The organism is Paraburkholderia polaris (assembly GCF_012927345.1).
Taxonomy (GTDB): Bacteria; Pseudomonadota; Gammaproteobacteria; order Burkholderiales; family Burkholderiaceae; genus Paraburkholderia; species Paraburkholderia polaris.
Map to the genome: position 1 here is coordinate 25,058 of NZ_JABBGJ010000014.1, position 12,999 is coordinate 38,056.

General features: G+C 62.1%; 8 protein-coding genes. 1 reads left to right on the forward strand and 7 read right to left on the reverse strand.

Features of this window, described 5'->3' with window-relative positions:
* Window positions 1-5: 5 nt before the first annotated feature.
* From HHL24_RS14525 to HHL24_RS14555, 7 genes are all read right to left on the reverse strand, one after another.
* Window positions 6-965 carry a GDP-L-fucose synthase family protein gene (locus HHL24_RS14525; RefSeq protein ID WP_169486153.1) on the reverse strand — a complete coding sequence of 320 codons (960 nt, stop codon included), beginning with the start codon at window positions 963-965 and terminating at the stop codon, window positions 6-8.
* A 5-nt stretch (window positions 966-970) separates the two neighbouring features.
* A complete protein-coding gene (gene gmd / locus HHL24_RS14530; RefSeq protein ID WP_169486154.1) occupies window positions 971-2,089 on the reverse strand; it encodes a GDP-mannose 4,6-dehydratase in 1,119 nt (372 codons plus the stop codon).
* Between the two features lie 91 nt (window positions 2,090-2,180).
* Entirely contained in the window at window positions 2,181-4,415 is a 2,235-nt protein-coding gene (locus HHL24_RS14535) for a polysaccharide biosynthesis tyrosine autokinase (protein ID WP_169486155.1), read from the reverse strand.
* A gap of 49 nt (window positions 4,416-4,464) precedes the next feature.
* Window positions 4,465-5,604 (reverse strand): polysaccharide biosynthesis/export family protein, encoded by a 1,140-nt coding sequence (locus HHL24_RS14540; RefSeq protein ID WP_169486156.1) that lies wholly within the window; start codon window positions 5,602-5,604, stop codon window positions 4,465-4,467.
* 67 nt (window positions 5,605-5,671) lie between these two features.
* Window positions 5,672-7,057, reverse strand: coding sequence for an undecaprenyl-phosphate glucose phosphotransferase (locus HHL24_RS14545; RefSeq protein WP_169486157.1), 1,386 nt, complete (start codon window positions 7,055-7,057; stop codon window positions 5,672-5,674).
* 57 nt (window positions 7,058-7,114) lie between these two features.
* Complete coding sequence (locus tag HHL24_RS14550) at window positions 7,115-8,716, reverse strand: sugar phosphate nucleotidyltransferase (RefSeq protein WP_169486158.1); 1,602 nt, start codon at window positions 8,714-8,716, stop codon at window positions 7,115-7,117.
* 103 nt (window positions 8,717-8,819) lie between these two features.
* Window positions 8,820-9,806 carry a helix-turn-helix domain-containing protein gene (locus HHL24_RS14555; protein ID WP_169486159.1) on the reverse strand — a complete coding sequence of 329 codons (987 nt, stop codon included), beginning with the start codon at window positions 9,804-9,806 and terminating at the stop codon, window positions 8,820-8,822.
* Between the two features lie 909 nt (window positions 9,807-10,715).
* Between HHL24_RS14555 and HHL24_RS14560 the strand changes: the two genes are divergently transcribed.
* Window positions 10,716-12,899, forward strand: a complete 2,184-nt coding sequence (locus HHL24_RS14560) for a hypothetical protein (protein ID WP_407947506.1) — start codon at window positions 10,716-10,718, stop codon at window positions 12,897-12,899.
* Window positions 12,900-12,999 lie beyond the last annotated feature (100 nt).

Consider the following 12,999-nt stretch of genomic DNA (forward strand, 5'->3'; position numbering starts at 1 on the left):
CGCGCCTATACCTGCATGGCGGCGGCTGGTGTCGAGCCGGCGTGTAACTCAACGAATTCCCGATACGTGGACGCGATGCCCTCCTCAAGGCCAATGGTCGCGTGCCAGCCCATTTTCGTAAGCCGCGATACGTCGAGCAGCTTACGCGGCGTGCCGTCGGGTTTGGACGCGTCGAACACGAGTTCCCCCTCGAAGCCAGCCACTTTGCAGATGCATTCAGCCAGCTCGCGGATCGACAGGTCTTCACCCACCCCGACGTTGAACAGGCCTTCTGTCACGTTGTGCTCGAGCACGAAAAGCGTCGCTGCGGCGAGATCGTCGACGTGCAGAAACTCACGGCGCGGCGTGCCCGAGCCCCACACAGTCAGGGTCGCGGAGCCGTTCACCTTTGCTTCGTGCGCCTTCCTCAGCAGAGCCGGAAAAACATGGCTGCTGTTCAGGTCGTAGTTGTCGTTGGGACCGTACAGATTGGTCGGCATCAACGAGACGTACTGCGTGTTGTATTCACGGTTGTACGCCTCGCACAATTTGAGACCGGCGATCTTTGCAATCGCGTAAGCGTCGTTGGTCGGCTCGAGCGGCGAGGTCAACAGATACTCTTCGCGGATCGGCTGCGGACATTGCTTTGGATAAATGCACGACGAACCGAAAAACACCAGCCGCTCCACCTGCGCGCGATACGCGGCATGGATCACGTTGGTTTCGATCACCAGGTTGTCATAGATGAACTCACCCGGCCGCGACGCATTGGCAAGGATGCCGCCCACCCGCGCGGCCGCGAGCAGCACCACGTCGATCTTTTCCCGCTCGAAGAAGCCGTTCACGGCAGCCTGATCCGTGAGGTCGAGCTCCGCCCTCGAACGCGTGACGAGGTTGTGGTAACCCTCGGCGTTTAGCCGCCGGACCAGCGCGGAGCCGACCATGCCACGGTGGCCCGCGACAAAGATGCGTGCTTGTTTGTTCATCGCCGTTACTCGTGGTGTTCCAGCGCGGTGAAACCGGCCAGCGTGACAAGCGCGTCACGTCTTGCAATCTGATAGTCCGCCCGCACCATTTCCTTGACGAGCGCGCTGAACGGCGTGGTTGGTTGCCAGCCGAGCTTCGCATGGGCTTTTGACGGATCGCCCAGCAGCGTCTCGACTTCGGCGGGCCGGAAGTAGCGCGGATCGACGCGCACGATCACATCCCCGGGCGACATCTTGATTTCGCGCCCTTCCACCTTCTCGACGATGCCGACTTCATCCACGCCGGTGCCTTCGAAACGCACCGTGACACCCAACTCAGCGGCGGCATGCTGAACAAACTCACGCACGCTGTACTGCACGCCGGTGGCGATGACGTAGTCCTCCGGCTGCTCCTGTTGCAGCATGCGCCATTGCATCTCCACGTAGTCGCGCGCATGACCCCAGTCGCGCAACGCCGACAGATTGCCGAGATACAAGGTCTTCTGCATGCCCACCGCAATGCGCGCCATAGCGCGCGTGATCTTGCGCGTCACGAAGGTCTCGCCGCGCACCGGCGATTCGTGGTTGAACAGAATTCCGTTGCAGGCATAGAGCCCATACGCCTCGCGGTAATTGACCGTGGTCCAGTACGCAAACAGCTTGGCGACCGCATACGGACTGCGCGGATAGAACGGCGTGGTCTCGGACTGCGGCACCTGCTGCACGAGGCCGTACAGCTCCGAGGTGGAGGCCTGGTAAAAGCGCGTCTTGTGCTGAAGGTCAAGAATCCGGATCGCTTCGAGAATCCGCAGGGCCCCAAGGCCGTCCGCATTAGCCGTGTATTCCGGCTCCTCGAACGAGACCGCCACGTGGCTCTGCGCCGCGAGGTTGTAGATCTCGTCGGGTTCCACGCGCTGGATCACGCGCAGGATGCTGGTCGAGTCCGTCAGGTCCGCGTGATGCAGAAAGAGTCGCTGATCCGGATCGTGCGGGTCGCGATAGAGATGATCGATCCGGTCCGTATTGAACAGGGATGTTCTGCGTTTGATGCCATGTACGTCGTAATCCTTGCTGAGCAGAAGCTCGGCAAGATACGACCCGTCCTGTCCAGTGATGCCGGTGATCAACGCGACCTTGCGTTTCATGGAGTTCTCCACCTAGTTAGCCTTTACGATGCCGGTGCCACAGTACGCTCGAGTGAGCGGCCCCGTTATGGAGCCGCCGCTGCGTCAGCCCTCAACCGGCGATACTGTCGTATCCGTAATAACCGCCTTGATAACCGGAACCGAGGAATGCCCCTTCCTGAGGCACATCGGTGAGCAATACACCTCTGAGCGATACACCGCCGTTGAACAGCCGCTTGGCTGTCTCGGCAATTTCATTCAGCGGATGGCGGCCGTGGCGCACCACCAGCAGCGTCGTGCCGGCGTACTTGCCGATCACCGTCGAATCGGTCACGGCGAGCACCGGCGGCGTGTCGACGATCACGATGTCGTAGTGCGATTTCAATTCCTCGAGCATCGTTTCGAAGCGCTTGCTCATCAGCAATTCGGACGGATGCGACGGCAGCGTGCCCTTGGCGAGCACGTCGAGCCCGGGCAGCACATCGCGCTGGATCATCGCCGTCAGATCGCCGCCGCTCAACACGTCCGAGAGGCCTGGTTGATGCCCGATACCGAAATGCGAGTGGACGTCGCCGCGCCGCATGTCGCCGTCGATAATCAGCACCCGCTTGTTCGCCGACGCCACCAGCGCCGCCAGATTCACCGACAGGAACGACTTGCCGGTGTCGGGCCGCGAACCCGTGATCATCACGACGTTGTTCTCCGCGTGATCGAGCGACAACTGCAACGAGGTCCGCAGATTGCGCACGCCTTCCACCGCGATGTCTTCCGGCGCCTGCTGCGCGAGCACATGAAGCCCACGACGCCGCAGCATGACGTTCTCCTGCAAACGCAGCTGAGTCTGGCTGCGCGGCACGATCGCGAACACCGGTACGCCGAGCACGGCTTCGAGTTCGTCCGGACGTTCCACGCCGCCGTACATCGCGCGCTTGAAGAAGGTCAGCATGATGCCGATCAGCAAGCCGCCGCCGAGCGAGATCAGGATTGCCAGCACGCGCTTCGGACGCACCGGCTCGTCAGGCGTTTCGGCGAAGTCCACCACCCGCACGTTGCCCACCTGGCCGGCTTTCGCCACCCGAAGTTGCTGCGCGCTATTCAACAGATTGGTATAGAGCTCCGTGTCGACGTGCACGTCGCGCAGCAGACGCAACGCGGTCTGCTCGGTATCCGGCATCACGGCCACGCTGCGGTTCATGCTGGCCGCTGCGCCCTGCAACGCCGCGATCTGTGCATCGAGCGCGGCTACCGCCGGGTGATTCGCCGTGAAACGCTGCGACATCTCCGCGCGTTGCTGCTGCAAATCGAGCAGCTTCGTCTTGTTGTCGACGACCTGCTGGAGCAGCAGGCGGCTTTCTTCACCGAGATCGACCGTGCCGTGCTGGTTGCGGAACTTGTTATAGCGTTGCTCGGCGTCGTCGAGTTCCTTGCGCAAGCCGGGGAGTTGCTGATCGAGGAAGGCCAGCATATGCTCCGCTTCGGTCGAACGGCTCTCCACATCCTGACGCACGAATTCACGCGCCATGCTGTTGACGATCGCCGCGGTCAGCGCGGGGTCGCCGCCTTCGAGGCTCGTGCGGATTACGCCGGACTGCAGCGTGGTCTCCGCGACCACGAGTGCCTTCTGCAAGCGATCCACGGTCCCCAGCGTCGAGGCGCGCTGCAGTTCGAAACGCGAGCCGGGAGCGCCGACCAGCTTATCGACGTGCAACGCGATCGGGCCGTCGGCGGTGTCGGTTTCCACGGTCTCGCCGACATGGCCGGAGAGAATCGCGATACCGTTCTTGTCGCGCAGCACGTACGAACCTCCCTCGCCCGCAATCAGCGTGAAGGTGGTGTCGTAGAGTTCCTTCGAGGTGTCGAAGCGCGACACGGCAATGCTCTCGTCACCCCATGCGTAGCCCGACAGGTTGATGAACGACGGCAACTTGAAGCCCCATTGCCCGTTCACCAACCCCGCGATCATCCCGCCGACGAGCGGCATGTAGCGCGGCGAAGCCGTAATGTCGAGGTGCAGGTTCTTGACCGTTTCCTCGGTGACGAGACGCGACTTCAGCAACTCGATCTCCGCCGCTGTCGAGGGCTTGGTGTCGAACATGCCAGTGAGCGGCGGCAAGGAATCCTTGCCGTTCGCGTTGGCGTTGGCCGTTTTGTCCTCGACGTGGAACAGCACATCCGCGCGATACGTCGGCGGCGCGAGAAACGCGTACGCGCACCCCAGCGCGAGCGCGATCAAGGTCACCATCGTGATCGTGCGCCAACCCCTCACGATCGTGCGCAGATAGTCCGACAGATGCAGCTCGTCCGGTCCGGACACGTCGGTGTAGCGGTTTTCGAAGTTGATTGCCATTTTGTTCACCCAACAAAGCCCGGCGGTTCAAGGTCACGTTGCACGGTTGTTATTTCGCAAGAACGGCACCCGTCACAGCCGCATTGATCGCCGGCAGCAGCAGGTTCAACACGCGGTTGAAGCGGACCAATCCGCCTTGACCGACGTACACGACGTCCTTCGGTTGGAGCTCGAACTGATTGGCAAGGATCATGGACACCGGCGAGGTCGCATCGAGGTGGTACACCTGCGGCGATTCGCTTGTCGAATTGCGGATCACGAACAACTGTCTGGCCGCCGCCGTGTTCGAGTCGAAGCTGCCGCTGTCGGAAATGGCCTGCGAAAGCGTCAGCGAACCGTTACGCATCGGCAGGACGGTCGCGGGCTTGTTGACCTCGCCCATCACATACACGCCGCTGTCTTCGCGCGAAGCCACCCGCACGATGTCGCCGGCCTGGAGGTAGATGTCCGACGGATTGCGGCCGCGTTTGATCAGGTCGTCCACGTTGAGTGGATACGTCACGCCGTTGCGGATCAGCTCGACGCGGCTGCGATCCGCATTCGGGCTGAAGCCGCCGCCCTGGTTGATCACGCTCGTCAACGACAACGGAATGTCGGTGACCGACTGCGCGCCAGGCGTGCGTACTTCTCCGTCGACGTAGACCTGCGCGTTCCGGAACGAGGCCACCCGCACCGTCACCTCAGGCTTCTGGTACACGTTGCTCAGACGCTTATGCAGGTCCCGCTGGATCGATGCGACGTCTTTGCCTGCCACATGCACCGTGCCCGCGTACGGGAACTGCACGTCGCCGTTTTCGTCGATCAGGAAACCGGGCGCGGCATCCGTCGTTTTCGCGTTTTGCGCGGGCTGGCCGAGCGCGGCGGCGAGTTCCGGGTGATCCCACACGACGATCTGCAGCACGTCGCCGGGGCCGACCTTGTAAGCCGTCGGTTTGCCGAACAGCGCGGTCGTCTCCGGCGGCAGTGTCGCGGACGTATGAACCGCGTTCATCTTGCGCAGCAGCGCGAGGTTGATATCGGTAATCGGTATCTGCTGTTGCTGCGATGCTTCCGTGCTGAAATCCCCACCCGTGTCCTGAACCGCGGCGGGCGTAATCATCTGTTGACCAGGTACGATCCCGCATCCGGAAAGCAGTGCTGTAGCTGTGAAAATCACGAGACTTCCCGTGCGTATACCAAGTGAGCTCATGGTGTTTCCTCCTTGTGCCAGGGAACTGTCCTCGGAGGAGGTAGCGCCCAGCGTGCTTGTTAACTGCTTAGTAAGCGTTTCGATGCACCAGTCCGGCGACAATCGTCGCGCCGATAATCCGCATATCGAGCGCAAACGACCAATGCCCCAAGTAATACAGGTCATGCTCGACGCGACGCTCCATCTTCTCGATGCGGTCGGTTTCGCCACGAAAGCCGTTGATCTGCGCCCAACCCGTAATCCCCGGCTTGATCCGATAGCGATTGATATAGCCGGCGACCACTTTCTGATAGAGGTCGTCGTGCTCGAGTGCATGGGGACGCGGTCCGACGACCGACATGTCGCCACGCAACACGTTGAAGAACTGCGGCAGTTCGTCAAGGCTCGTACGACGTAGAAATGCGCCGACTTTCGTGACGCGCTCATCGTTGCGCGTCGCCTGCTTGACCACGCCTTTTTGCTCGATATGCAGTCGCATCGAGCGGAATTTGTAGATCGTGAAGACGCGGCCGTCCGCGCCTTTACGCTTCTGCTTGAAGAGAACCGGGCCGCGCGACGAGAGCTTCACCGCGATCGCAATGGCGAGCAGGATGGGCGCCAGGCCGATCAGCGCCGCGGCGGCGAACAGGCGGTCGAAGATTTCCTTCTTCAGCATCGAACTGGCGGACAGCGGTGAGGCGACGAGGTTGATCGCCGGCACACCGAGCAGATCGATCACGCCGCTGCCATCGAACAATGCAATGCTGCGCACATCCGGCATGAAGCGAATATTCACCAGATCATCGCGAAACTCGCTGATCAGCTTGCAGATCAGGGGCTCTTCGGCAAGCGCCAACATGAGCCAAAGCTCATGCACGTCGTTGGTTCGAATGTAGTCGGCAAGCGCATCCACCGTATCGCAGACGGGCACCCGCGCGCAGGTAACGGCAGACACGTCAGGACGCGTGTTGTAGACGGCCGTGGCGCGGAAGCCTGTGCCGGGCGCCGAATCGATCCGGCGAATGATCGCGTCGCATTGCGAGCCGCTGCCGACAATGGCGACCTGATGCAGATTCAGGCCGGCACTGCGCGCGCGCGCCAGCACCGCATGCGTGATCAGCCGGTAAGCGATCAGCAGGCCACCCGCCACCGCGGTCCAGTACGAGAACCACAGCCGCGATACGAAGTCGATGCGATGCAGCGAATACATCAGCACGAGCGCACTGACCTGCACCATCAGCCATGCGAGCGACACCTGCCCGGCCAGCGCGAGCTTGGAACGGCCGCGCCAGGACTCATACACGCCGAACGCCGGAAAGATGGCCAGCGCAAAGGCAGCGGAAAACATCGCGAGCGCCCAATAGAACCCGGATTGAGCGAGGTAATCGAAGCGGATCTGCGACGCCACTGCCGCCCCGACGAGCACCAGCGCGACATCGAAAACTCGCGCGAGCAAATCCTGAAACTTGCGCATTTTGCTTACCTCGTCCTGGCCGTTCGTTCTTTTCCGCAGATGACCCCGTGCGCGCTGTTAGGAGCAGCGGCCGTAGTTGTCGTTGAACCTCACAATGTCGTCTTCCCCGAGATACGTGCCTGACTGGATTTCAATGATTTCGAGCGGCACTTTCCCGGGGTTCTCGAGCCGGTGCCGCGTGCCGAGCGGAATGTAGGTCGATTCGTTTTCGCTTAGCAGGAACTGCTCTTCACCCCGCGTGACGAGCGCCGTACCGCGCACGACGACCCAGTGCTCGGCCCGGTGGTGATGCAGTTGCAGCGAAAGCTTCGCGCCCGGCGTGACGACGATGCGCTTCACCTGGAAGCGTTCACCATGGTCGATGGAATCGTAAAAACCCCACGGGCGGCGCACCTTGCGATGCGAATCAGCCTCGGGGGCGTGCTGCGCCTTGATGCGCGACACCAGGCCCTTGACGTCCTGCACGTGTGAACGGTCGACCACCAGCACGGCGTCCGCCGTTTCGACGACCACCACATTGGTCGTCCCGACACAGGCGACGAGCCGGCCTTCGGAATGCGCATAGCTCGACACCGCGCCTTCGAACGTCACGCGGCCGCGCCCGGCATTGCCGTTGGCGTCCTTGTCCATCGCAGCCCAGACGGCGTCCCAGGAGCCGAGATCCGACCAGCCCGCATCGAGACGCACCACCACGCCGGACGGATTCGCGTCGGATCCTTGCGCTTGCGGGTCCGTGCCGTGGGCCGCGGCCGCATCGTCCGTGGCGCCCTCGCTCGTTGCGCCCATGTCGCTCACGTCAGTGAGCCGCTCCATCACCGCATAGTCGATCGAGTCAGCGGGCGAACTCAGGAAAGCGTCCAGCAGGGGACGAAAATACGCGCCTTCGGTGTGGCCGTTGACGAATGCGCGTTCGCAGGCCGCGTGCATCTCAGGCTGCAGGCGTTTGAGCGTATCGAGCCACGCACGCGCCCGCACGACAAAGATCCCGGCGTTCCACCAATACGTGCCCGCGGCGACGTACTGCGCGGCGATTTCCTCGGCCGGCTTCTCGACGAAGCCGTCGATCGCATGACCGCCATCAGGTAATTGCGCGCCGATGCGGATATAGCCGAAGCCCGTATCGGGGCGCGTGGGCGGCACGCCCAGCGTGGCGATCGAGCCCCGTGCCGCGTACCGGGCGGCACGTTCCAGCGCGCCTTGCAGCGCGGGCAGGTCCGCAATCGAATGGTCGGCCGGCATGACGATGAGAATCGCATCGTCGCCGTCCGCGCATGCGAGCGACGCCGCGAGCGTCAACGCCGGCGCCGTATCGCGCCGCGCAGGCTCGACGATCAAACGCGCGTTCACGCCGTTTTCAAGAAGCTGCTCGGTAATCACAAACCGGTGTTCTTCGCCGCACACGATGATCGGCGACACGTCTACGTTCCAGCCGGCGGGAAAGCCGTCCATACGCCGCGCAGTCGCCTGCAGCAGCGAGTCGGAGCCGACCACGTCGATCAGTTGCTTCGGATAGTTTTCACGCGACACCGGCCACAGCCGCGTGCCTGAGCCACCAGCAAGAATGACCGGGACGATGCGCGCGCAATGCGCGCCTTCACTCCCGGCACTTGCGCTGTCCGGGCTCGCCGACGCAGCGCTCACACCCCCCTTAGTCAACATATTCGCATTCCTTAAAGTTTTCTGAAGTAGACGAATGACTTACCCAGGCACCACGCGAAAATATCGCGTAGTAAGCGCGCTCAGCCGGTTCGCGACGCGTGCGTTATCCGCCGACCATGCGGCGGCTTTGAATCCGGAACTCAGTGGGGGAAATTCTCATCCGCTTGCGGAACACCTTCGCGAGACGGTCACCGTTACCCATGCCGGTGCGCCGCGCAATCTTGTCTACCGGCAATTCCGACTCGGTTAGCAGGCTGCAGGTCACCGCGAGGCGCTCATGCAACAGGAAACTCGAAGGCGTGATACCCATTTCCATCTTGAAGCGGCGCAGGAAGTTGCGCTCGCTCATCGCGGCGAACTGAGCCGCATCGGCAATCGAAATCGACTGCTGGCAATTCTCTTGCAGCCAGCGGGCCGCCGCGCGCACTTTGTCGCCCGGGCTCAAACCGCCGTCTTCGCCAAGCAGCGGCGCGAGGTTCGAGCACGAATCGGCGAGCAGGCGCTCGGCCACCGTACGGGCGGTCGCGCCGCCGAGATCGCGCTTGATCATGGCGAGGGCGCTTCGCATCGATTCAAGCCGGTCGCCCGCATCGCCGTTCTGCTCGGCCTGGCGCGACGGCGCCGGCTGCGACTGGTGGAAATCGCCACTTTCCTTGCTGTCCGGCACATACGCCGCTTCGAGCAGCGCGCGCCCTTCGGCGATCGGCCGGATCATGCCGGTATTGCGACGAACGCGTCGCAACCAGGCGATCAGGCGCTCGTCACTGGCTGCTGCGAACGCGCCTTTGCCACCGGCGACATACAACGCGTCGAAGCCGACGTAATGCCGCGCATCGAGTCCGTCGGTCCAGACCCGCAGTGCGGATGACGAGGTCACCATGCCACCATCGGCCGACAGGAAGGAAACGTCATACAACCAGCCGCCCGAGCCGGACGATGCCAGTTCGTTCGCAGCCTGGAACACCTCGGCAACCACGCCCGCGCCCTGCAGCGAGCAATCGTTGAACATCAGAATTGCGATGCGACGCATACCCTTGTTCGGTGCGTGCACCCAGCGCAGCATTGCTGACTCGAGACTCGCGCAGGTCATAGTCATCCTCTCAACAGAAACGGATCTACTTTTCAATCTCGAACGCCCACACAGAGGGATGCTCTGTGCAGTGCATCATAGTCATCCCCCATCAAGCATTTAGCCGCCATGACCGAAAGCGCAGACATGTTGGCGTTTCGCTATGGTGGCCAGCCAGTGATTTTCGGAACAATCCCGACACTACTGATTTTTCAACAAATTAAATGCTGATTCTGCATATGAATGAGTTTTCGATCCGTGAATCTTAATGCTAATTAATGCAATTTTTTGTGCGTTAGCACACATACGATCGCTACTCAAAACGCGCGAGTTACAATTTGATCCGCCCACCGTTCCGCAGATTTGAAGTGACTTCTTTCCGTCACGTCGCCAGAATGAGCGCAGCCGCCTTGCTTGCACCAGTCATTGCTCTTACCAGATGCCCAAGGCTCTTTCTTATGACGATATTTTCGGTCGGCAGAGGCATGTAAAGCAGCATCCAATATAAGCACTTTTTGAGAGACAAAATTATTTAATTCGTTGTTATTGGATCCGGGGAATATAAACATGACGATTAATGTTACAAACGTGAAACACGGCAATAAGACAACTTTAGCCCGCGTCGCAATAGACGGGCCAATGGCGCATTCTGTCGGATGAGAGGCGGTACGATTCCGCCATCGGATTGCGGAAATAGCCTATGCGGTTTCCGCAACAGCTTGCGACACGAAGTAGCCTAAGGCGGGTCTGACCTGGTCAACTAGCAGTCCGGCGACGCTTTATCATCGGAACATATACGTCGAACGACACGGGGAACACATGTCGAATGTACGCGAATATCGCGCGCTGCGACCGCTCGCCAGGGGCTGTGCCGCTCACGGGTTTGCGCTGCGCGTCGCTGCCTCGGCGGCGGCATTTTTCCTGCTATGCATGATGGCCTCATCGTGTAGTGCGGCGGGGGCTTCAGCCGGTCCCGACAGCGCAAGCAATGCCGATCTGAGCGTCGACGGCAGAAAGTGGCGACCCTGCGCGGCCGAATACGGCACCTGCCGGTTCAGCGGATCGCGCGACGTGCTGTACGGCACAGTCGAGCAACATGTCATAAAGACGTTCTTGAACAGCGCCGATTGCAATAACGGTGTGTTCGGCGATCCAGCGCCGGGGGTGGAGAAGCGCTGCGCGGTTGCGCTCACCGCGGTCGATCCGAGCACGGCGGCCAAGGCGGCTGCGGCAGCCTCCGCGAATAAAGACACCACACTGGAATCGGCAGCCACCGCGCCCACTGGACTGAAGGCGCCGCCGGGACAGGGCTTGCGCTGTGCCGCGCCCTCCTCACAGGTGCGCGCGGCAGCAAACGGCGATCTGCTGGAAGCGGACACGCCGAGCGACGGCACGCGCCTGTTCGCAGCGGATAAACCCTTCGCGCTCGTCTTCACGGCGCGTCCGACGCAAAACGACACGCTCAACTGGCAGATCCGCGACAGCTGGAATGCCGTGCGCGCCAGCGGCCGCTTCCCCATTGCGGCCGGCGCCACACTATCGACCCTCAGTTGCGCGTCGAGCATTGCCGGCTACTTCGCCGTCTCGGCTTCGCTGGAACGCGCACACGGCCAGCTCGAATCGCGCGGTACACGTCCTGCGGGCATCGCCACCTTCGGCGTGCTGCCCGACACCTCGGCTGCCTTACCCGCCGTACGCTTTCCCTACGAAGACCTGCATCGATTCGGCGGACAGGGCACCGCCTACCTTGCGCCCGGGCAACATTGCTGCGACGGCGACGGCTACCGGCCGGTCTATACGGCGCTCGGCCTTTCATGGGCGAACGACAACCGCAACTGGTATATGGAGGAGCCGAAAAACGCGGGCACGTTCGATCCCGCGAGCAAGCAGTTGCTCCCCTACTTCCGGCGCGGCGACATCATGCGCCTGATCCAGCTTGACGGCATTCCTCAGTGGGTAAGTCCGAACGGCAAAGAGACGCATAGCTACGCGCCGACCTCGCTCGCGCAAATGAAGGACTACATGGCAAAAGTCGGCGCCGAGTCCAACCGCACGCGGATAACCTACTTCCCCAAACAACGCGACAACTACTATCAGGTCACATGGGAACCTGACGCCGATGGTGGCCTGCCCTGGCGCGATTCCGACGCGAATTTCGTCGCGATGTACAAGGCCGTCTGGGAGGGTATTCATCAGACAGACCCGCACGCCGTGGTGATGGGTGTGACGTACGCCTCGGTGCAGGCCAATGTCGAGTGGATGCGCCGTCTCGGTCCGCTTGGAATCGGCCGATATATGGACGGCATGACCATTCACGGGTATTACGACATCGGCACGACACCGTCGCATCCCCCCGAGCGCGTTGCCGACCCAGGCAATCAGGGCACCGTGCCGGGCGCGCTGCCCGCCGCGATGCGCGCGCTGCGCCATGAGTTGCATCAGTACCTGAAGCCGGGCGCGCCGCTGTTCGTCACCGAAACCGGCATCAGCTACGACATCGGTCAGGCGTACGGCAAGAACTATCCGGGCGCAGACGTGCTGTATGCGCAAGCTGCGGTCGTGGCGCGCACGCATCTCATCCTGCTCGGCGAAGGCGCGGACATGACCTATGTGTTCTACCTGGCGGACATGCCGGACGCCGCGCGAGGCTACGGGATCTTCTTCGAACTCGATCATCCGGACGGCGCCTACGGCCCCGTTCGCATCAGCCCCAAACCTGCCGCGCTCGCGGTGGCGGCGATGACACGGATCATCGACGGAACGGATACGCTCGGGCCGCTCAAGGGTCTGCCAAAAGGCGTTTACGCGTACGCATTCCGCCGCCTCGGCGGCGGCAAGATCGTGACCGCACTATGGACGCATGACAACGACGCATGGAACGCCAAAACCGGCTTCAGCGCGAGCCAGAGCGCAGACTATCGTCTGCGGGTCGACGCGCCCGGCACGTCGGGCGAAGTAACGGTGTTCGACATGATGGGCAACCCATCGAACTTGCCGTATCGCGACGGCGTCGCGAGCCTCAAGCTCTCGCCAACGCCCCTCTATGTGGTCTCCGCCAACGTCGGCGTCTTCAAGGACGCAGTCATGACCCCGGAGGGTTACGTTCCTCGCTAGCGGTGCCGTGCATGTAGCGGCCGCGCCGGGGGCTGCGATAAGCACGGCTCACTGTCGCGATGCGCCGATACTTCGGCGTGTCGTGACAGAGCGGTCCGTT

Coding starts and splice junctions, on each gene's coding strand:
- HHL24_RS14560 (WP_407947506.1), top strand. CDS start 10,716: ATGATGGCCTCATCGTGTAGTGCGGCGGGGGCTTCAGCCGGTCCCGAC.
- HHL24_RS14550 (WP_169486158.1), bottom strand. CDS start 8,716: ATGTTGACTAAGGGGGGTGTGAGCGCTGCGTCGGCGAGCCCGGACAGC.
- gmd (WP_169486154.1), bottom strand. CDS start 2,089: ATGAAACGCAAGGTCGCGTTGATCACCGGCATCACTGGACAGGACGGG.
- HHL24_RS14555 (WP_169486159.1), bottom strand. CDS start 9,806: ATGACCTGCGCGAGTCTCGAGTCAGCAATGCTGCGCTGGGTGCACGCA.
- HHL24_RS14540 (WP_169486156.1), bottom strand. CDS start 5,604: ATGAGCTCACTTGGTATACGCACGGGAAGTCTCGTGATTTTCACAGCT.
- HHL24_RS14525 (WP_169486153.1), bottom strand. CDS start 965: ATGAACAAACAAGCACGCATCTTTGTCGCGGGCCACCGTGGCATGGTC.
- HHL24_RS14535 (WP_169486155.1), bottom strand. CDS start 4,415: ATGGCAATCAACTTCGAAAACCGCTACACCGACGTGTCCGGACCGGAC.
- HHL24_RS14545 (WP_169486157.1), bottom strand. CDS start 7,057: ATGCGCAAGTTTCAGGATTTGCTCGCGCGAGTTTTCGATGTCGCGCTG.